Below are 19,253 nucleotides of genomic sequence, written 5' to 3' on the forward strand. Positions count from 1 at the left end.
CCTCCGGCGTCGGCGCGGGCAGCCCCCGTCGGTGCCGAGCGAGTCTCGCGGTGCCGCTACTTCTTCGCCGCGGGTGCCTTCTTCGCGGGGGCGACCTTCGCGGTGGCGGTCTTCGGGGACGCGGTCGAGCGCGAACGCGAGGCCGACGGGCGGGCGGGTGAGGCATCCGCTGCCTGTGTCGCTGCGCGGTGCACCGGCTGCAGACGCGCGAGCTGCGTGACGTGCGACGGATTCAGCTCCTCGAGCGAGGAGACGCCGAGCAGGCGCATGGTGCGCACCAGCTGGGTGGAGAGGATCTCGATGGTCTTGTCGACACCCTCGCGACCGCCGGCCATCAGACCGTACAGGTAGGCCCGGCCGATCAGCGTGAACTTCGCGCCGAGCGCGATGGAGGCCACGATGTCGGCGCCGTTCATGATGCCGGTGTCGACCATGACCGTGGCGTCCTTGCCGACCTCGCGCACGACATCCGGAAGCAGCCAGAACGGCACCGGTGCCCGGTCGAGCTGGCGGCCGCCGTGGTTGGAGAGCACGATGCCGTCGACGCCGAGATCGATGAGGCGCTTGGAGTCCTCGACGTTCTGCACGCCCTTGATGATGATCTTGCCCGGCCACATGCTCCGAATGGTCGCGAGATCGTCGTAGCTGATGGTCGGGTCCATGGCCGCGTCGAGCAGGTCGCCGACGGTGCCCCCGGTCGAGGAGAGCGACGCGAACTCGAGCGGCGGGGTCGTGAGAAAGTCGATCCACCACCACGGGCGCGGGATGGCGTTGATGATGGTGTTGAGCGTGAGCTGAGGCGGGATGGAGAAGCCGTTGCGCTTGTCGCGAAGACGCGCTCCGGCGATGGGGGTGTCCACGGTGAACATGAGCGTGTCGAATCCGGCGTCGGCGGCGCGGCGGGCCAACCCGTACGAGATCTCGCGGTCGCGCATCACGTAGAGCTGGAACCAGTTGCGGCCGTTCGGGTTCGCCGCCTTGACGCCCTCGATCGACGTGGTGCCGAGCGTGGAGAGCGTGAACGGGATGCCCGCCGCTGCCGCCGCGCTCGCTCCCGCGACCTCGCCCTCGGTCTGCATCAGCCGCGTGAACCCGGTGGGAGCGATGCCGAACGGCAACGCTGACGGCCCGCCCAAGATCTCGACCGACGTGTCGACGTCGACCGCCGGCTTGAGGATCCCGGGATGGAACTCCACGTCCTCGAACGCCTGCCGGGCGCGCGAGAGGCTGATCTCGCCCTCGGCGGATCCATCGGTGTAGTCGAACGCCGCCTTCGGTGTGCGACGCTTCGCGATCGCGCGAAGATCGCCGATGGTGAGCGCCTTGTCGAGCCGGCGCTTCTTCGCGTTCAGCTGCGGCTTCTTGAACTGCATCAGCGTGGCGAGTTCGCGCACGTTCGGGAGCTGTCGCTCGACCATGTGTTCCTCCTGGGTTCGTGGTGCGGTCTGGGGCGGTGGTGCGGTCTGCGGTGGTGATGTCTGGGTTCGCGGTGTCTGAGATGCCGGTGGTCTCGGGGTTCGTGGTGCGTTCGGCGGTGGGTGGCGGGTTGTCACGGTTCATCATTCAGGCTGCGAGCCGCGGGTCCGCCGGTGTGCCCGCGTCATGGTGCGCTTCCCGGATCAGCGGCGCCGTCGCGTCCTGAGTTGGGAACCGATGGCGCAGGTGCCGCCACGGCGGCGGTGCGGGACTCGGCGTGATAGCCGGCGACGTGCGCGTGCACGCGAGCGGCGGCATCCGTGTCGTTTCCTGCCTCGATCGCGCGCACGATGCCGCGGTGCTCGGCGCGCAGCCGAGCGGAGGTCGCCGCCCATGACGAGAGGTTCGGCACGGCCTGCAGCACGTAGCCCTCGATCGAGTCGCGCAGCCCCGCCATGGTCGCCGCGAGCACGGTGTTTCCGGACGCCTCCGCGAGCGCCACGTGGAACCTCGTGTCCAGCGCGAGGAACTCGGCGGGCGAGAGGTCTAGGGCGTCCATCGCGTCGAGCAGAGCGGATGCCTGCCCGAGGTCGGGCGCGTCGCCCGCCTTGCGCCCGTGGGCGCGGGCGAGGTGAGCCGCGATCGCCGGCTCCACCACCAGGCGCGCCTCGACGACATCGGCCACCGGGAACCCCTGCGCGGCGACGTGCAGCCGCATGACCTCGCTCAGGCCGCCGGCCGGCGAGGCGACGATGATCGCGCCGGCCTTCGGACCGCTGCCGGTAGCGGTGCGCACGAGCCCGAGCACCTCGAGCACGCGGATCGCCTCACGCACCGACGAGCGCGCCACGCCCAGATCGGCGGCGAGCGTGCGCTCGGGAGCAAGGTGCTCGCCGGGCCTGAGGTCGCCGCTGAGGAGTTGCGACTCGATGTGCTCGAGCGCGACGCGCCACGCGCGCGAGGGCGCGGCGGAGGCGTCGCCGCTCTCAGCCGTCGTCTGTGGTCCGACCACAATGCCCGTCACAGTCCACGAGGCTAACACGTGTGGTCGGACCACTGCGGCGGGAGGATTCCTGCGAGCGCGAAAACAGCAGAGACCCCGCTCCGGTGACACGGCGCCCGTCCCGGAAACAGCGCTGGCCACGCTCTCTCGTCGAGAACAGCACAAGCGCTGCTGTTCTCGGCGACATCTGCTGTTTCGGCGGCCGGTTCGAGATGACTTCGACCCGGCATAGCGCGCGGCGCAGAGCCTGGCGGCTACGAGCGCAACACGACGTTGAGCGGCGGCTCGCCCGCGAGCATCCGCTCGATCTGCCGACGAAGCAGCCGCGCCATGCGCGGCATCATCGCCGTCGATGCGCCGCCGATGTGCGGCGAGATGAGCACGTTCGGCAGTGTGAAGAGCGGATGCCCCTGCGGCAGCGGCTCGGGATCGCTCACGTCGAGCGCGAACCGCAGCCGGCCGGCCCTGGCGTGCTTCAGCACGGCATCCGTGTCGGCGACTGCGCCACGGGCGATGTTCACGACGAGCGCGCCGTCGGGAAGCGCGGAGAGGAAGGCGTCGTCGACGAGGTGACGCGTGGCATCCGTGAGCGGTGTTCCGATCACGACGATCTCGGCGTCGGGCAGCAGCGCGGGCAGTTCGTCGATACCGTGCACGTGCACGTTGCCCTCGTCGCGGGCGCGGGTGGCGACCCGCGTGACCTCCACCTCGAACGCGGCGAGGCGCTCGTCGATCGCTTTGCCGACGCCGCCGTACCCGATGAGCAGAACGCGGCGGTCGGCCACGCTGGGCCGGCGCTCCGGCGCCCACTCGCCGCGCTCGGCGGCGCGCACGAACTCGGGGATGCCGCGCTGCGACGCCAGGATCAGCGCGAGCGTGAGCTCAGCGGTGGATGTCTCGTGCACGCTGGCCGCGTTGGCGTAGGTGATGCCCGTGGGGATGATGGCATCGACCCCGTCGTATCCGATCGACTGGCTCTGCACGAGGCGGCTCTTCACCTGGCCGAGCGCGCCGAGCACCCCGATCCCGCCCATGTACGGCGGCACGACGATGTCGAACTCGTCACGCGGCGGCGCGGACTTCAGGTCCCACGTGACGAACTCCACGCCCTCGGGCGCAGCGCCGGGCAGCGCGTTGTAGGCGTCGAGAAGAGCGGTTCCGGGGAGGCTGACGACGATGCTCACGCGATCGAGCCTATTCGGATGCCCGCACCCGCTCCGCGCCGTCGGTCACGCCAGTGCGTTGACGCGCGCGGCGAATCGCTCGAGTGACGCGGCCCATCCGGGCTCTTCCGGCCGGTTGAGGTGGCCGTGCGTGGTGCCCGGCTCGGTCGAGACGTCGATGTGGACGCCGGCAGCGCGCAGGGATGCCGCGAACGCCTCACCGGAGACCCGCAGCTCGTCCGTCTCGTCGTTGATCATGATCGTCGGCGGGAACCCTGTGAGCTGCTCGGCGGCGGCGAGCCCGGGAACGGCGTAGACCGGCGCGTCCGGGGAGGGCGCGGCATCCAGCGGTTCGCCAAGGTAGTTCTGGTACATCTGCGCGACGGCGCGGGGGCCGAACGTGTCGGCCTCGGGGCGGGCGTCGAGCGCAGCGCGGAGGGCGGCGTCCGGTGACGGCTGCACGGCGAGCAGGGTGGGATAGGCGAGCACGGCGAGGGCCGGAGCGTCTCCTTCGTGCGAGAGCCGCAAGGCCGCACCGGTCGCGATGTTGCCGCCGGCGCTGGCGCCGCCGATCGCCCACGGACCCGACGCGAGCGAGGAGTCCCGGGCCCAGCGGAACGCGAAGACGGCCTCGTCTACGGGCACCGGGTAGTGCACGCCTTCCGGCACGGCTTCGCGTCCGAGCAGTTCGGCGCGCTCCGGTGGCGTGGGCGCCAGTCGGTAGTCGAGCGAGGCGACCGTAACGCCGCGTGCCGCGAAGCCGCGCGCCACGCTGTCGCCCTCTGGCATGTCGATGTCGCCCGCGGCGAAACCTCCGCCGTGCAGCCAGAGAAGGCCGGGGCCGGTCGGCGCTGACGGGCGGTATATCCGGATCCGGAGCGAGCCGTGGGGTCCGTCGAGGAGCTGGTCGTCGACGGCGATGTCGGGGGCGTGGGTGCTCATGACACTCCATCCTGCCCGCCGTTGGCGTTCCGTGCTTCGTTCAGGCAGCCGGCGCCGGCCCCGTCGAGCCGCGTGCGACCACCAGCGGTCCGAACGACAGATTGTACGCGGGCGTTCGGCCGTTCAGCAGCGCCCAGACGCGCTCCCAGGCTTGCGCACCGAGCTCTTCGACCGGCACGGCCGCCGTGGTCAGCGGCGGAGTCGTGTAGCGCGCGAACGGGATGTCATCGAATCCGGTGATCGAGACATCCTGCGGCACGCGAACGCCTTGCTCGGTGAGCGCGTTGAGCAGTCCCATCGCGGCCAGGTCGTTGAAGGCGATGGCGGCGGTGGCCCCGGTGCCGACCACGCTCTGCGCCGCACTGTACCCGTCTTCGAACCCGACCCCGCCCGGCACGACGTCGATACGCACGTCGTCGTGCGTTGCCCCGAACTCGTGGATGGCTGCGAGCCGATTACGGTTCGAGGCCGCGTTCTCGCTGCCCTCGAGATAGACGAGGTGCCGGTGTCCCAGGTCATAGACATGCTGGAGCATCTGGGTCAGCCCGGACCTGTAGTCCGCGAAGACCGATGGCACATCCGCCCGCCCCGGATCGCGGTTGATCACGACGACGGGCGCGAGCAGCGGCAGGATCTCGTCCAGCTCTTCCGCCGGCATGCGCGGAGCGCAGAGCACGATGCCGTCGCAGCGTCGACGCGCCTCGATCGCAAGCTCGCGCTCGTCGGCCGCCCTCTCGTGGGAATCGGCGACGAGCACGTGATAGCCCTTCTCGGATGCTCCGTCGCTGAGGCCGCGCAGCGCGCCTTGGAACGTGGGGTTGCCCAGGTCGGGCACGACCACTGCCAGCGTCTGGGTCTTGCCGAGCACCAGGCTGCGGGCGAGCGGGCTGGCCGAGTAGCCGAGAGCGAGTGCCGCCTCTCGCACGCGTTCCGCGAGTGCCGCGTCGACGGTCGTGCTGCCGTTCATCACGCGGGACACCGTGGAGAGCGAGACTTCAGCGCGCGCGGCCACGTCGGCGATCGTCGGAGTGCGGCGATCCACGCCGGTCTTGGCCTTGCCCACGTGACCCCCTAGTCCCGGCTGTCGTCGACGCTCGAATACGTTGCAAACACTATCGTGTATGGTGAGAGAAAGCGTTTTCTCAACCCTACAGCACGACGGCTCTCCAGGGCCGATCGTCGAGACCACAGGAGGCGAACGTGGTGCAACGACGCCGCTACGCGATCGTCGGAACCGGCTCGAGGGCGGGCATGTACATCGGGGCGATCACCGGCGACCACGCCGATGTCGCCGAACTGGTGGCGACCGTCGACGTGAACCCGGGACGTCTGGACTATTACGACGAAGTGATCGGTGAGCGTGCGCATCCTGTGCACTACGCGCCGGACGACCTCGAGAAGGCGATCGAGCGCGAGCGTGTCGACCGGGTGATCGTCACCTCACCGGACTTCACGCATGCGCGCTATGTCGCCAGGGCCCTGCGCGCAGGCGCAGACGTCGTCGTGGAGAAGCCCCTCACGGTGAACGAGGAGGGCAGCCGCGAGATCGCGGAGGCGGTGCGCGAGACGGGCCGCAGCGTCGTGATGACCTTCAATTACCGGTACTCGCCCCGCAACAGCGCGTTCAAACGGGTGATCGCATCCGGTGCGATCGGAAAGCCGCTCTCCGTGCACTTCGAGTGGCTGCTCGATACGGCGCACGGCGCCGACTACTTCCGCCGCTGGCACCGCGACAAGGCGAACTCGGGCGGTCTGCTCGTGCACAAGGCATCCCACCACTTCGACCTCGTGAACTGGTGGCTCGGCGACGTGCCTCGCCGCGTATTCGCCTCGGGCGGCCTGCGCTTCTACGGCCCCGACAACGCCCGCCGCGACGGCAGGGTCGCCGGCTATGAGCGAGGCACCAGCGACGACGTCGCCGATCCGTTCGCGCTCGACCTGCGCCACGACGAGAAGCTGAAGCGGCTCTACTACGACAACGAGTCCTACGACGGCTACCGGCGCGACCAGAGCGTCTTCGCGCCCGGCATCACCATCGAAGACAACCTCTCGCTGGTCGTCGATTACGCCGGCGGTGCGAGCATGAGCTATTCCCTCAACGCCCACTCGCCGTGGGAGGGCTACCGCATCGCGGTCAACGGCACGCAGGGGCGGGTTGAGCTCGACGTGATCGAGCGCGGTGAAGTGCGGCTGAACGCCGACGGGCACACCATCGTCGACCCGTCGGCGGTCGCCGACACGACGGCCGCCGCAGGCCTGCGTTCGCAAGGGGAGCGCATTCTGCTGCAGCGGCACTGGGAGCCGGCGCAGGAGGTCGAGATCCCGCAGGGGGAGGGCAGCCACGGCGGCGGCGACGCCATTCTGCTGCGCGACGTGTTCGTCGGAGCGCACGACGACCCGCTGGGACGTGCTGCCGATTACGTGGACGGGGTGCGGGCGATCGCGGTCGGCATCTCGGGCAATCGCTCGCTGCAGACGGGGCTTCCGGTGAAGGTCGAGGACCTCGACCTCGGGATCGATGTCGAGCGCGCGGTCCCCGGCGCCGCAACCGTGCCTGCCGCCGAAGTCCCTGCTGGCGAAGCGGCCCCTGCCGAAGCCGGCGGAGCGATCCCTGCCGACGAGGGAGCGCGCGCGTGAGCCGCATTCTCGTCACCGGCAGCTCCGGGCGCCTCGGCCGCAGCGTCGTGGCCGTGCTCGGGCAGCGGGGCCACGAGGTCATCGAGGTCGACCTCACGGTGCCGAACGCCGAGTCGGCGGGCGCCGGGACGAGCGCGCAGCAGATCGCGGCGGACCTGACCGACGCGACGCAGGCATCCGCTGTTCTCGAACAGACGAAGCCGGATGCCGTCATCCATCTCGCCGCCATTGCCGTGCCGTTCAGCGCGCCCGAGCAGCACATTCTGCGCACGAACGCCTCGCTCGCGTACAACGTGATGCAGGCCGCCGTGGACGCCGGCGTGCGCAAGATCGTGACCGCGTCGTCTCCGACGGTGTTCGGTTACGGGGCGCCGGAGGGTTGGCTTCCCGAAAGGCTGCCGCTCGATGAGGATGTCGCGCCGCGCCCGTGGAACGCCTACGCGCTTTCGAAGCTGGTCGCCGAGCGCACCGCGCAGATGTTCGCGGCGCAGTGCGGCGACCGGGTGCGGCTTGCGGCGTTCCGGCCGTGCTACGTGATCGCGCCGGAGGAGTGGGAGGGGGCACCGACGCAGCAGGGGCACACCATCCTCGAGCGCCTGGACGACCCGGCGCTCTCGGCTCCCGCGTTGTTCAACTATGTCGACGCCCGCGACGTGGGCGTGTTCCTCGACACGCTGCTCGCCGGGATCGGCGACATTCCGAACGCGCAGACCTTCATGGTCGGTGCCGCCGACGCGCTCGCCCGCCGTCCGCTCGCGGAACTGTTGCCGCAGTTCATCCCCGGCACCGAGTCGCTCGCCGCCGGTCTGACCGGTACGCAGCCGGCGTTCTCGATCGAGAAGGCGCGTCGCCTGCTCGGCTGGGAGCCCGAGCACGACTGGCGCAGCGTGCTCTCCGAAGTCTCCACACACACGCTGGCCGGAGGTGCCTGATGCGTTTCGACGGTGTCCTTTTCTTTCCCGTGACGGCCTTCGCGGCCGATGGTTCGGTGGATGTCGCACGCACCGCCGAGCACGTCGCCTCGCGCCTGCCTTACGGCCCGGGCGGCGTGTTCCCCGCCTGCGGGACCGGTGAGTTCCACGCGCTGAGCGCCGCTGAGGCCGGCGAGGTCGTGGGCGCCGCGGTCGGTGCGGTCGGCGGCAGCGTGCCCGTGGTCGCCGGTGCGGGCGGACCGCTCGGGCATGCGATCGAGTGCGCGAAGCGCGCCGAAGACGCCGGCGCCGACGCGCTGCTCGTGCTGCCCCCGTACCTGGTGGCGGGACCGATGTCGGGAACGGTCGCGTACGTCGAGGCGCTGCTGCAGGCATCCTCGCTGCCGGTCATCGTGTACCACCGCGGATCGGCGAAACTCGACGAGGCGGCCGCGGCGCGGCTCGCCTCCGACTCGCGCGTGCTCGGCTTCAAGGACGGCGTGGGAGACCTCGGGGTGGCGCAGCAGCTCGTGCGCACTGTGGCGGCGACGGGTCGCGACGACTTCGCGTTCTTCAACGGTCTTCCCACCGCGGAGTTGACGCAGCAGGCGTACCGCGCGATCGGCGTTCCGCTCTACTCGTCTGCGGCGTTCGCCATGGCGCCGCGCGTCGCGAAAGCCTTCTACGAGGCGTACGCGAGCGGTGACGATGCACGCCGTCTCGAGATTCTGGACGCCTTCTACCTTCCTCTCGTGCGCCTACGCGACGAGGTGCCCGGCTTCGCGGTCTCGCTCGTGAAGGCCGGCGTGCGCCTCGGCTGCCAGGGTGTGGACGGCTTCGAGGTCGGCGGTGTTCGGCCTCCGCTCATCGACCCCGACGAGCGGCAGCTCGCCGAGCTCCGTCGCATTCTGGCCATCGGCGACGAGCTGGTCGGCGCGGCCTGATGGCGGGCCTCGGGCGCATCACCGCGCTGCGCACGCGGCTGATCGACGTACCGCTGGCGAGGCCGTGGGGCCTGGATGTCACGCAGTGGCACGTCATCGAGGTGCTCGTGGAGACCTCCAGCGGAGTGACCGGCCACGGCCTGAGCTGGACGCCGTCGATCGGGGCGCGCTCCGTGCAGGCGATGCTCGAGAACGACATTCGTGAATTCGTGCTCGGCCGCGAGGCGGATGCCCGCGAGCTGTGGACACCGCTCTGGGAGCACCTGAACGAGGCGGGCTCCGGCGGCATCACGACCATCGCGATGGCGGGTCTTGACCTGGCGCTGTGGGATGCCGCGGGCCGGGCCGCAGACGAGACGCTCGCCGACCAGCTCGGCCGGGTGCGGACATCCGTCGGGGTCTACGGCAGTGGTGTCAACCGGCACTACTCGCTCGATGAGCTCGTCGCGCAGGCGCGGCGGTGGTCGGACGTCGGCTATCCGATGGTGAAGATCAAGGTCGGCGGACGGGAGCTGAAAGAAGATGTCGACCGCGTCGCCGCCGTGCGAGACGCGATCGGTCCGCACGTCGAGCTCGCCATCGACGCGAACCAGCTCTGGTCGCTCGACGAAGCCGAGCGCGCGATCGGCGAGCTGAGCCGCTTCTCGTTGCGCTGGATCGAGGAGCCGCTGCGTGCCGATGACCTGCTCGGCTGTGCCGCGCTGCGGTCGCGCATCGACGTGCCGGTCGCGCTCGGTGAGAACCTGCACACCGTCCACCGGTTCCGGGAGGCGATCGAGGGCGGTGCAGCCGATATCGTGCAGCCGAACGTCGTGCGGGTCGGCGGCATCACGCCGTTCCTCGGCATCGCCGACGTCGCCGACGCCGCCGGCGTGGAGCTCCATCCCCACCTGCTGCCCGAACTGTCGGGGCAGCTCGCGCTCGCGCTGAAGCGGCAGACGATGGTCGAGGAGGTCGAAGATGCCGGATTCGACAGGCTGGGAATGCTCGCCGAACCGTCGCCGATCTCGATCGCCGGCACCGAGCTGACCATCACCGGCCGCCCCGGAATCGGGATCGTGCTGCAAGACTCGGTACAGGACGCAATCGCAAAGGATCCGACACAATGATGAACTCCTCCGAACAGGACGTCGACCGCGCAGCGAAGGCGGCCGCCGGCGCGGCCGCAGAGACGGCATCGGCTCCCGCCGCCACACGGGCGCGCTGGCTGCGCGCGGTCGCCGATGAGCTTGACGCGCACCGCGACGAGCTGGTCGCGATCGCCGATGAGGAGACTCACCTCGGCGAGGGCCGTCTCACGGGCGAGGTCGGCCGCACCACGGGCCAGCTGCGGCTCTTCGCCGATGCGATCGAAGAGGGCTCGTACGCCGAGGCGATCATCGACCACGCCGCGCCCGAGGCGACTCCGCCTCGGCCGGACCTTCGCCGCGTTCTGCGTTCGATCGGGCCCGTCGCCGTGTTCTCGGCCTCCAACTTCCCGTTCGCGTTCTCGGTCGCCGGCGGCGACACTGCCTCGGCACTCGCCGTCGGCTCGCCCGTGGTCGTCAAGGCGCACTCCGCGCACGAACAGCTCTCCGCCCGCACCGCCGAGCTCGTGAGTGACGCTCTGCGCGAGGCGGGGGCACCGGAGGGCATCTTCGGCATCGTGTACGGGCGGCAGGCCGGCCAGCAACTGGTGCAGCACCCCGCGATCAAGGCGGCGGGCTTCACCGGATCGGTGGCCGGCGGCCGGGCACTCTACGACCTCGCCTCTGGCCGTCCCGATCCCATCCCGTTCTACGGCGAACTCGGCAGCGTGAACCCCGTGGTCGTCACGCGCGCCGCGGCGGAAGAACGCGGCGACGAGCTGGCAGCCGGTCTCGTCGGCTCGTTCACCCTCGGCGTCGGGCAGTACTGCACCAAGCCGGGCCTGGTGTTCGTGCCTTCCGGCAGCGGATTCGAGGATGCCGTCGCGCAGCGCGCCAACGGAGCCTCCGGAGGCCGCATGCTCACCGACGGCATCGCGTCCGCGTTCGGAGCAGGCCTGGGCGCACTCGCCGAAGCCGGCGGCGTCGAGGTGCTCAGCGGTCGCGCGGAGCAGGACGGCGCGGGCGACGAGCACACGCCCGTGCTGCTGGCCGTCGACGCGGCGGTCGCGGCGGAGCATCCCGAGGTCTACTTCGAGGAGTGCTTCGGTCCCGTCACGCTGCTGCTGCGCTATGGCAGCGACGAGGAGCTCGTCACCGCGCTGCAGCAGGTGCCTGGCAGTCTGACCGGCACCGTGCACGCGCAGCCGCAAGACGACATCAACGGCCTGGTGGGCGTGCTCTCCGATCGGGTCGGGCGACTGCTGTTCGCCGGCTGGCCGACCGGCGTGGCCGTGACCTGGTCGCAGCAGCACGGCGGACCGTGGCCGGCCACCACATCGGCGCACACCTCCGTGGGCGTGACGGCGATGCGCCGGTTCCAGCGGCCGATCGCTTTTCAGGATGCCCCGGCCGAGGTGCTGCCCGCCGAGTTGCGCGAGGAGAACCCGCTGGGCATCCCGCGTCGCGTCGACGGCGTGCTGCAGGTGGCGTAGCGGTAGCACGATCGGGTGGGTGGTTCGCGCAGGCGCGAACCACCGCCAACCTCAGCGCTGCAGCGTGACGGGCCGGGCGACGCCGTTCACGAGCGCCGTCGGCCAGCGCTCGTCGACAGTGAGCGGCTCGATCAGCCGCGCCTGCTCCGTTCCGGTGACGAGCACGGTGTCCTCGACCTTCGCGCCGGGCGACCACGGGTTCCACGTGAACGCCTGGCCCAGTCGCACGATGTCCGTCGTCGACGGTACGGCGCGCGGGTCGCGGCCCGCGTACCCCGCCGCCCCGCCCTGATGATGCCGGCGCCACTGATCCGGCGCGAAGCCGTGGGTCGCGTAGGCGGAGGCGAAGGCATCCAGAACGGAGCGCAGTTCGGCACCGGGCCGAGTGGCCTCGAAAACGTCGGACTCGACCTGAAGGATGCGCCGCTCGGCATCCGCTTCGCCCTCGGTGAGAGCGCCGAACGACACCCACCGGCTCAGATTGGCGATCATGCCGTCGCGGCGCGCACACGCCACGACCAGTGCGCGGCGACCGAGCGGGGCATCCGTCGGCAGCGGATGGGGCAGGGCGGATCGCGACTCTCCGGAGACCATCAGCACGAGCGGATCCGCCCCTGCCGCGACCAGGCGGCCGGCCAGCTCCGCGGCGACGCGCCGCTCCGTCCAACTCGGTTCCGCTGCCAGCAGGGTGTTTGTGACGATGTGCGCCGCGTCGGAGCACAGGGTGCGGAACCGAGCCAGCTCACCCGGCAGCAGCTCCGCGCGGGCGGCTCGCAGCCTGTCGTCGAGGCGGCTCTCGTGCACCGCGCCCAACCCTTCCGCCGGTGGCAGCGGCTCGTACCACGGGCGCTCCCGCAGTACGACGCCGGCAGGCAGCTCCTCGGCGACCAGCCGGGCGGACTCGTTCGAGGTGACGAGCACCTCCTCCGCGTCCTGGCTCACGTGTACCGCCACGATCGGGTCGGCCGCGAGGCTCACGTTCGGCCGCCCGCCGTCCAGGTACCAGGCGACTGCCGCAGCACTCGTGAGCAGAACGGATGCCTCGCCCGTCTCATCCAGGATCTCCCGCACCCGCGCGCGCTTGACTGCGCGGTCGTGGACTCGCTGCTCGTCGGCGGTTCCGACGGGCGTTGCGGGGTCGACGGGCGTTGCGGGGCCGGCGGGCGTTGCGGGGTCGGCGGGCAGTGTGGTCGCCTCCGCGCCGAGCTGGGTGTGGGTCATGTGGTGCTCGTTTCGATGGGACGCCAGTGATCAGGAGGCGTCGGCTGTGGCGGCGGCAGCGCGGTCGGTGGTGGCGGGGCCGGCACCGGTGGCCAGCCCGGCCAGGGCCGAGGCGGCGGCGGTGGCATCGGCCGGCTCGAGGCATCCATCGATCACGGCGGCGCGGAAGCGCCGGGTCAAGCCCTGCTCGGGCACCGCGGTCGGCGTATCCCAGGCGATCGCAGACCCGATGCCGGGATAGTCGCGTACGCGCACGAACCAGGGGTCGCGCGCCGTCTCGGCGTCGGCGGGCGTCAGCACGATGGATGCCTCGCCCCGGTGCTCGGGATCGGCGTCGAAACGTGCCGCCCAGGCCAGCCACGGAGCGACCGAGCCGTTGACGGCGTCTTCGCCGGAGGCATCCGTCGTGAAGACGCGAACGTCGGAGCACGTCGGGAACCGCCAGAAGAATCCGCCGTAGCCGGCGTGATCGCGGCCCTTGCTGCCGGGGCTGCCGAGCAGAAGTCCGTCGGATGCGGGAACCAGTCGCGTCTCGAACTCGAGCAGCCAGGCCGAGGAGGGGCCGTCGTCGTCGGTGTTCTTCAGCGGCAGAGCGAACGGGGCCCAGCGCAGACGACGCCTCTCGTTGAGCACGAGTGCACCGTCGGGCCCGCGCCAGGCGAGCTCGTGCTCGACGCCGTCGGCCAGCTCTCGGGTAGCCGTCACGTCGGTCGTGCCGTGGTCGTCGAGTCGCTGGTATCCCTCGCCGCGCACATAGGTGCGGCCGCCCCAGAAATTGATGCCGCCGGCATCCTGCACGGCGAACCCGATCCCCGTGTGCCAGTCGTGGTCGGCGGGATGCGTGGCGGTCACCGTCACGCCGCCGAGTGTGCGTACCGGATGCAGGTACGGATGCGGGCTGGAGAAGGGGATGGTGCCGACCCCGTCCACCTCTTGCGCGACGACGATGTCACGAACGGAGCCTGTCGCGATCACACCGTCGCGCCCGTCGTGCGCCCAGGGAAGTCCTGATTCCGTGAAGGTCGAGCCGGTCTGCGCTGCGCGGAGCACGGCATCCTCGATGCCCTCCACGACCGGGTAGGCGTCGTCGCCTTCGTCGTGCCAGGTCACCGCGGACGGGTCGATCTTCATCGGCTCCGGGGCGAGTCTGATCGCCTCGACGACCCGCACGAAGGCGCCCGTGGACTCGAGCGGCACGATGAGCGGAACGCCGTCACGGCGATGGGCCAGTAGATTCTCCAGAAGATCCACCCGGCCGAAGCTGGTCGTCTCGTCGGCGATGGTGACGGCATCCGTCTGATACGAGAACGACGCGGATGCCCGTTCTCCGGTGATGACGACGCTCGCGCCCTTGTTCGGCTCGTCGTGCAGCTGCGGCGGAGCGCACAGCGTGAGCGCACAGGTGACGGTGGGCAAGCCGTCACCGGTGATGCGGATCACGGAGGTGTCGTCGGCGTCGATAGCGTTGACGCGGTAGAGATCGGTCTCGACGTGCGCCACCGAGTCGGCCGTGTCGTAGCCCGCGATGCGCAGCGCGGTGGCCACCGCGTGCGCGAGCGGGTTCGTGGCCACGCCGTCGACGACCCAGCGGCCGTCGAGCGAGCGCCGCCCGGCCCAGCGGGCGCGTTTCCAGTACGAGAGCCGGCGGCTCCAGAGGCCTGTCGCGCTCACGGCGAGTGCACGGCCGAGCCCGAGGCGGTCGTCGGCGAGGGCCGGGGTGGCCTCGGATCCGAGGCTCTGGAAGCCGACCTGCACGACACGGCCGGTCTCGCGCTGCACGACAAGGAGGCGCTCGAACTCGTCTGCGGTGGGCACGGGAGGCTTCTCGAGCAGCACATCGGCTCCCGCACGCATCGCCTGCTCGCACAGCGTCGCATGGGTGTCGAGCGGCGTGGCGACGATCACGACGTCGGCCGGGTGCGCGGCGAGGGCTTGCTCCAGAGTTGCGTGCAGAGGGATGCCGTCACGCTCGTTCTCCGCGATCGCCGGATCGACCAGCGCCACGATCTCCACTCGTCCCGCCGCCGCGAGGCGCTGGGCGTTCGCGAGGTGGATGCGTCCGTAGCCACCGATTCCGGTGACGATCAGGCGTGGGCGGGATGGAGACAAGATCATCACCTGGCTTTTCGGTTCGGGAACGGCATCGTTCGACGGCTGCTCTCGGGGCGCGACCTCCGCTCCGGCGAGCAGCCGAGTTCTATTATGCCGGAAAGCGTTTTCTCGACCAAGACTATACGAAGGTCGATGAGCGGACGTTGCGACGCGGACCGCCGCGTCGCGCGGCCGCGCTCCCTGTGCCTTCTGCGCCGGCTGCGCCTTGTGCACCGGCTACGCCTTCTGCGCCGCCGCCTCGTCGCCCTCCATCTCTGTGATGGCCAGCGTGCGGCTCGGGTGACGGAACGTCACGCGCAAGCGTCGCTCGGTGATGGCCAGGCGCATCCCGCGGTACCGGGTCATGTAGTAGACGCCGACAGCGGCGGCCGCGATGCCGGATGCCCCGCCCACCACGAGAGCCCACCGCGGCCCGAACGCGTCGGCCACCCACCCGACGATCGGGGCGCCGATGGGCGTGCCGCCCATGAAGATGGCCATGTAGATGGCCATCACCCTGCCGCGCACCGCCGGATCAGTGGAGAGCTGCACCACGCCGTTCGCCGTGGTGTTGAACGTCTGGGATGCCACGCCCACGACCGCGAGCGTCGCTCCGAAGACCCAGTAGCTCGGTGCCGCCGCCGCCCCGATGCTGCCGATCGCGAAGATGACCGCGGCCACCGAGAGGAGCGTCGCCCGCGGGGTCTCGCGCCGCGCCGCGAGCAGGGCGCCCACGACGGATCCGACCGCCATGACGGAGGACAGGATGCCGTACTCGCCGGCTCCCTTGTGGAATACGGTGCTCGCCATGCTCGCCACGAAGATGGGGAAGTTCAGACCGAACGTGCCGATCAGGAAGACCATGATGAAGATCGTGATCAGGTCGGGACGGTGCCGCACGTAGCGGAACCCCTCGACGAGGTTGCCGCGCGCCCTCGGTGGATGCTTCATCACGTGCAGCTGTTCACGGTGCATGAAGTTCAACGAGATGAGCACCGCCGCGAAGCTGATCGCGTTGATGAGGAAGACCCAGCCCGCGCCGACCGCCGCCGTGAGCAAGCCCGCGACCGCCGGGCCGATCAGCCGGGCCGCGTTGAACGACGCCGAGTTCAGTGCGACCGCGTTCCCGAGCATCTTGGTGCCGACGAGGTCGCCGACGAACGTCTGTCGGGCCGGCGAGTCGAAGGCGGCGACCACGCCGAGCAGCAGGGCGAACAGATACACGTGCCAGAGCTGCACCAGACCGGTCACCGTGAGGATGCCGAGACCGAGTCCGAGCAGTCCCATCGCTCCCTGCGTGGCCATCAGAAGCTTGCGCCGATCGAAGTGGTCCGCCGCGAGACCGGTGATCGGCAGCAGCAGGAGCTGTGGGCCGAACTGCAGCGCCATCACGATGCCCACGGCGAACGCGTCGTTGTGGGTGAGCTGGGTCAGCACGATCCAGTCCTGGGCCGTGCGTTGCATCCAGGTTCCGACGTTCGAGATGAGAGCGCCGGCGAACCAGATGCGGTAGTTCGTCGAGCTCAGAGAGCGGAACATCGCGTTCATGAATCGGCCAGCTCGCGGATCACATCGGATGCCTGTGCCAGCAACGCGCGCGTCTCGGTCGGCAGCTTCGCAATGCGGCGGTCGAGCCAGGCGTCTCGGCGACGCCGGGTCTCGCGCACGAGCTCGCGGCCGGCATCCGTGGGCACGAAGAGCACCTTGCGCCCGTCGTCCGCCGAGCCCTGCCGCACGACGTATCCCGCCGCCTCGAGCTTGTTCACGGTGCGGTTCATCGACGGGGGAGTCACGCGCTCGTAGGCGCTGAGCGCACCGAGCGTCTGCGCTCCCTCACGGCAGACGAACGCGAGCACGCTGTACTGGCCGTCGCTGAGATCGCCGTCGGGCTTCTCCGCACGCAGACGGCGGGCCAGCCGTGCCGAGGCGATGCGCAGGCTCGTCGACAGCTCGTGCGTGGTCACGCGCTTGGGGCGCCCGGTATTCGACTGCGTCGTCTCCTTGGCCGCTGGTGCGCCGCCGTCGCGCACGTCGCCTCGCGTATCGGCGTCGTCGGCGGGCGTCGGGATCGGGGATGCGGAGACGGATGCCGAAGATGCCATGGTCTTTAGCATAACAAATTAGCCTCGCTAATTAGTTCCGGCGACTGCGATGTGGAACAGGCGATGGCCGCCGCCGCGTGCGAGAATCGGCGCGTGCCGAGCTTCGACGATGAACAGGGCGTGCGGGTCACCTACTACGTGTGGCGGGTGGAGCATCCGCGCGCCGTCATCCACCTCGTGCACGGGCTCGGCGAGTACGCCGCGCGGTACGAGCCGCTCGTGACGGTGCTGAACGAGTCCGGCTATTCCGTCTACGCGGCCGATCAGCGCGGTCACGGGCAGACCGGGCTCGAGCAGTGGGACGGCGACCACGCGAAGCTCGGTCGGCTGGGACCGGGCGGGCTGCGGGGTGCCGTGGAAGACATCCGGATGCTTACGCGCACCATTCGGGACGAGAACCCCGGTGTCCCCGTGGTGCTGCTGGGGCACAGCTGGGGGTCGCTGATGGCGCAGATGCTCGTCAACGAGCACTCCGACGAGGTCGACGCACTCGTGCTCACGGGCACCGCCTACCGCACGCCGCGGCACATGGAGGCGGGCGATCTGAACAAGCACCACAAACACCTCGGCAACACCGGATACGAGTGGCTCAGCCGCGACGAGCGAGTCGCCGCCGAGTTCGCCGCCGATCCGCTCACGTTCGACGCCAAGGTGCTGAAGCTGTTCGGGGTCGCCGACGGGCTGCGGCTGTACGGGCGGCCGGCGCGGGGCATCCGTCCGCTGCCGCTGCTGGTCATGATCGGCGAGGAGGACTCGCTCGGCGGTGCGACGAGCGCGCGGATGCTCGTGCAGGCCTACCGCGCGCGCTCCGGCTTCACCGACACCACCTTGCGCATCTATCCGGGCGCGAGGCACGAGGTGTTCAACGAGACGAACCGCGACGAGGTGATCGGCGACCTCGTGCGGTGGCTGGACGCCCGGTTCCCGCACCTCGTGTAGCGGCCGGCGCGGGCGGCGGCGGCGGTCGCCTGCGGTGCCCTGCGCCGTGTCGCTGAGACATCCCATTCGGGCCGAGACATAGCTCCTCGCGGTACGTCTCGGCCCGAATGGCATGTTTCAGCGGTGCTCCGCGTCCCGGGGCCGAAGCGCGACCTCCGCCGGAGCTCAGCGGGCGCCCGCCATAGGCTGGTGCCATGCACGGTGAGTACAAGGTTCCCGGCGGCAAACTCGTCGTCGTCGATTTCGACGTGGTGAACGGCGCGATCGCGAATTTCCATCTCGCAGGCGATTTCTTCCTCGAACCCGACGCCGCGCTGGAGGCCATCGACGCCGCCGTGACCGGCCTGAGTGCCGAGTCCGATTCGGCTGCCATCGCCGAAGCGGTGCGCCGTGCGCTCCCTGCGGATGCCGCCCTGCTCGGCTTCTCGCCGGAGGCGGTCGCCGTCGCCGTGCGCCGCTCCCTGTCGAACGCCTCCACCTGGCGCGACTACGACTGGCAGATCGTGCACGCCAAGGCGGTACCGCCCCGGTTGCACCTGGCTCTCGATGAGGTGCTCAGCAACTCCCTGGCGGCCGGACGTCGCGGTCCGACGCTCCGCATCTGGGAATGGGACGAGTCCGCCGTCGTCATCGGCAGCTTCCAGTCGGTCAAGAACGAAGTGGACCCGGACGGCGCCCGTGAGCACGGCTTCGACGTGGTGCGCCGCATCACCGGTGGCGGCGCCATGATGATGGAGAAGGGCAACGTCGTCACCTACTCGCTCTATGTGCCGGCCGAACTCGTCTCGGGCATGAGCTTCGCCGACAGCTACGCCTACCTCGACGACTGGGCCCTCGTCGCCCTGCGCTCTCTCGGAGTGGATGCCACGTACAAGCCCCTTAACGACATCGCGAGCCCGCAGGGCAAGATCGGCGGCGCCGCGCAGAAGCGCTTCAAGAACGGGGCGGTGCTGCATCACGTCACGATGAGCTACGACATGGACGGCGAGAAGATGACGCAGGTGCTGCGCATCGGCCGCGAGAAGATCAGCGACAAGGGCATCACCTCGGCGGCCAAGCGCGTGGACCCGCTGAAGGCGCAGAGCGGCAAGACCCGTGCCGAGATCATCGCTTCGATGAAGCAGACCTTCACCGAGCTCTACGGCGCGACCCCTGGCGACATCAGCGACGAGGAGTACGCCGAGGCCGAGCGTCTGGTGGCCGAGAAGTTCGCGACCGACGACTGGCTCTACCGCGTGCCCTGAGCGCCGCGACGCGCATCCTCGCTCTCAGCCATCGCTCCGCCTGAAGAATGGCCGAGCCAGCCCCGAATCATCGGGCAACC

16 protein-coding genes are annotated in these 19,253 nt (G+C 70.2%); 7 read left to right on the top strand and 9 right to left on the bottom strand.

The window, feature by feature from the left end; genetic code table 11:
- Window positions 1–56: 56 nt before the first annotated feature.
- From H623_RS17895 to H623_RS0105130, 5 genes are all read right to left on the bottom strand, one after another.
- Window positions 57–1,418: an alpha-hydroxy acid oxidase gene (locus H623_RS17895; protein ID WP_022899872.1), complete on the bottom strand. Its 1,362-nt coding sequence runs from the start codon at window positions 1,416–1,418 to the stop codon at window positions 57–59.
- 182 nt (window positions 1,419–1,600) lie between these two features.
- A complete protein-coding gene (locus H623_RS17900; protein WP_342664576.1) occupies window positions 1,601–2,440 on the bottom strand; it encodes a FadR/GntR family transcriptional regulator in 840 nt (279 codons plus the stop codon).
- A gap of 233 nt (window positions 2,441–2,673) precedes the next feature.
- On the bottom strand, window positions 2,674–3,603 hold the full coding sequence (locus tag H623_RS0105120; RefSeq protein WP_022899874.1) for a 2-hydroxyacid dehydrogenase: 930 nt from the start codon (window positions 3,601–3,603) through the stop codon (window positions 2,674–2,676).
- A gap of 45 nt (window positions 3,604–3,648) precedes the next feature.
- Complete coding sequence (locus tag H623_RS0105125) at window positions 3,649–4,524, bottom strand: alpha/beta hydrolase (protein ID WP_022899875.1); 876 nt, start codon at window positions 4,522–4,524, stop codon at window positions 3,649–3,651.
- 40 nt (window positions 4,525–4,564) lie between these two features.
- Entirely contained in the window at window positions 4,565–5,587 is a 1,023-nt protein-coding gene (locus H623_RS0105130) for a LacI family DNA-binding transcriptional regulator (RefSeq protein ID WP_022899876.1), read from the bottom strand.
- A 137-nt stretch (window positions 5,588–5,724) separates the two neighbouring features.
- Between H623_RS0105130 and H623_RS17905 the strand changes: the two genes are divergently transcribed.
- The 5 genes from H623_RS17905 to H623_RS0105155 are packed head-to-tail and all read left to right on the top strand — an operon-like array spanning window position 5,725 to window position 11,576.
- Window positions 5,725–7,161, top strand: a complete 1,437-nt coding sequence (locus H623_RS17905) for a Gfo/Idh/MocA family protein (protein ID WP_022899877.1) — start codon at window positions 5,725–5,727, stop codon at window positions 7,159–7,161.
- Window positions 7,158–8,093 carry an NAD-dependent epimerase/dehydratase family protein gene (locus H623_RS0105140; protein ID WP_022899878.1) on the top strand — a complete coding sequence of 312 codons (936 nt, stop codon included), beginning with the start codon at window positions 7,158–7,160 and terminating at the stop codon, window positions 8,091–8,093. The genes H623_RS17905 and H623_RS0105140 overlap by 4 nt, the downstream gene beginning before the upstream one ends.
- Window positions 8,093–9,016 carry a 5-dehydro-4-deoxyglucarate dehydratase gene (locus H623_RS0105145; protein ID WP_022899879.1) on the top strand — a complete coding sequence of 308 codons (924 nt, stop codon included), beginning with the start codon at window positions 8,093–8,095 and terminating at the stop codon, window positions 9,014–9,016. The genes H623_RS0105140 and H623_RS0105145 overlap by 1 nt, the downstream gene beginning before the upstream one ends.
- Window positions 9,016–10,125, top strand: coding sequence for a mandelate racemase/muconate lactonizing enzyme family protein (locus H623_RS17910; RefSeq protein WP_022899880.1), 1,110 nt, complete (start codon window positions 9,016–9,018; stop codon window positions 10,123–10,125). The genes H623_RS0105145 and H623_RS17910 overlap by 1 nt, the downstream gene beginning before the upstream one ends.
- A complete protein-coding gene (locus H623_RS0105155) occupies window positions 10,125–11,576 on the top strand; it encodes an aldehyde dehydrogenase (NADP(+)) (RefSeq protein WP_026939939.1) in 1,452 nt (483 codons plus the stop codon). Before H623_RS17910 ends, H623_RS0105155 begins: the two co-directional genes overlap by 1 nt.
- A gap of 51 nt (window positions 11,577–11,627) precedes the next feature.
- Here the strand turns inward: H623_RS0105155 and H623_RS17915 are convergent, their stop codons facing one another.
- From H623_RS17915 to H623_RS0105175, 4 genes are all read right to left on the bottom strand, one after another.
- A complete protein-coding gene (locus tag H623_RS17915) occupies window positions 11,628–12,797 on the bottom strand; it encodes a M24 family metallopeptidase (protein ID WP_022899882.1) in 1,170 nt (389 codons plus the stop codon).
- A gap of 30 nt (window positions 12,798–12,827) precedes the next feature.
- Window positions 12,828–14,906 carry a DUF6807 family protein gene (locus H623_RS17920; protein ID WP_245558899.1) on the bottom strand — a complete coding sequence of 693 codons (2,079 nt, stop codon included), beginning with the start codon at window positions 14,904–14,906 and terminating at the stop codon, window positions 12,828–12,830.
- 219 nt (window positions 14,907–15,125) lie between these two features.
- Window positions 15,126–16,436 (bottom strand): MFS transporter, encoded by a 1,311-nt coding sequence (locus tag H623_RS17925; RefSeq protein ID WP_022899884.1) that lies wholly within the window; start codon window positions 16,434–16,436, stop codon window positions 15,126–15,128.
- Window positions 16,433–16,990 carry a MarR family winged helix-turn-helix transcriptional regulator gene (locus H623_RS0105175; RefSeq protein WP_022899885.1) on the bottom strand — a complete coding sequence of 186 codons (558 nt, stop codon included), beginning with the start codon at window positions 16,988–16,990 and terminating at the stop codon, window positions 16,433–16,435. The genes H623_RS17925 and H623_RS0105175 overlap by 4 nt, the downstream gene beginning before the upstream one ends.
- Before the next feature lie 93 nt (window positions 16,991–17,083).
- Between H623_RS0105175 and H623_RS0105180 the strand changes: the two genes are divergently transcribed.
- Both H623_RS0105180 and lplAB read left to right on the top strand, forming a co-directional pair.
- Window positions 17,084–17,929 carry an alpha/beta fold hydrolase gene (locus tag H623_RS0105180; protein WP_026939941.1) on the top strand — a complete coding sequence of 282 codons (846 nt, stop codon included), beginning with the start codon at window positions 17,084–17,086 and terminating at the stop codon, window positions 17,927–17,929.
- A 194-nt stretch (window positions 17,930–18,123) separates the two neighbouring features.
- The gene (gene lplAB, locus H623_RS0105185; RefSeq protein WP_022899887.1) at window positions 18,124–19,173 is read left to right on the top strand and encodes a lipoate-protein ligase LplAB; all 1,050 of its coding nucleotides are present in this window, start codon (window positions 18,124–18,126) and stop codon (window positions 19,171–19,173) included.
- Window positions 19,174–19,253 lie beyond the last annotated feature (80 nt).

Source organism: Humibacter albus DSM 18994 (genome assembly GCF_000421825.1).
GTDB classification, from domain to species: domain Bacteria; phylum Actinomycetota; class Actinomycetes; order Actinomycetales; family Microbacteriaceae; genus Humibacter; species Humibacter albus.

What these genes read in the sequence shown, in the direction of transcription:
- H623_RS17915 (WP_022899882.1), bottom strand. Translation starts at nt 12,797, where the DNA reads ATGACCCACACCCAGCTCGGCGCGGAGGCGACCACACTGCCCGCCGAC.
- H623_RS17910 (WP_022899880.1), top strand. Translation starts at nt 9,016, where the DNA reads ATGGCGGGCCTCGGGCGCATCACCGCGCTGCGCACGCGGCTGATCGAC.
- H623_RS17895 (WP_022899872.1), bottom strand. Translation starts at nt 1,418, where the DNA reads ATGGTCGAGCGACAGCTCCCGAACGTGCGCGAACTCGCCACGCTGATG.
- H623_RS0105125 (WP_022899875.1), bottom strand. Translation starts at nt 4,524, where the DNA reads ATGAGCACCCACGCCCCCGACATCGCCGTCGACGACCAGCTCCTCGAC.
- lplAB (WP_022899887.1), top strand. Translation starts at nt 18,124, where the DNA reads ATGCACGGTGAGTACAAGGTTCCCGGCGGCAAACTCGTCGTCGTCGAT.
- H623_RS0105145 (WP_022899879.1), top strand. Translation starts at nt 8,093, where the DNA reads ATGCGTTTCGACGGTGTCCTTTTCTTTCCCGTGACGGCCTTCGCGGCC.
- H623_RS0105175 (WP_022899885.1), bottom strand. Translation starts at nt 16,990, where the DNA reads ATGGCATCTTCGGCATCCGTCTCCGCATCCCCGATCCCGACGCCCGCC.
- H623_RS17925 (WP_022899884.1), bottom strand. Translation starts at nt 16,436, where the DNA reads ATGAACGCGATGTTCCGCTCTCTGAGCTCGACGAACTACCGCATCTGG.
- H623_RS0105155 (WP_026939939.1), top strand. Translation starts at nt 10,125, where the DNA reads ATGAACTCCTCCGAACAGGACGTCGACCGCGCAGCGAAGGCGGCCGCC.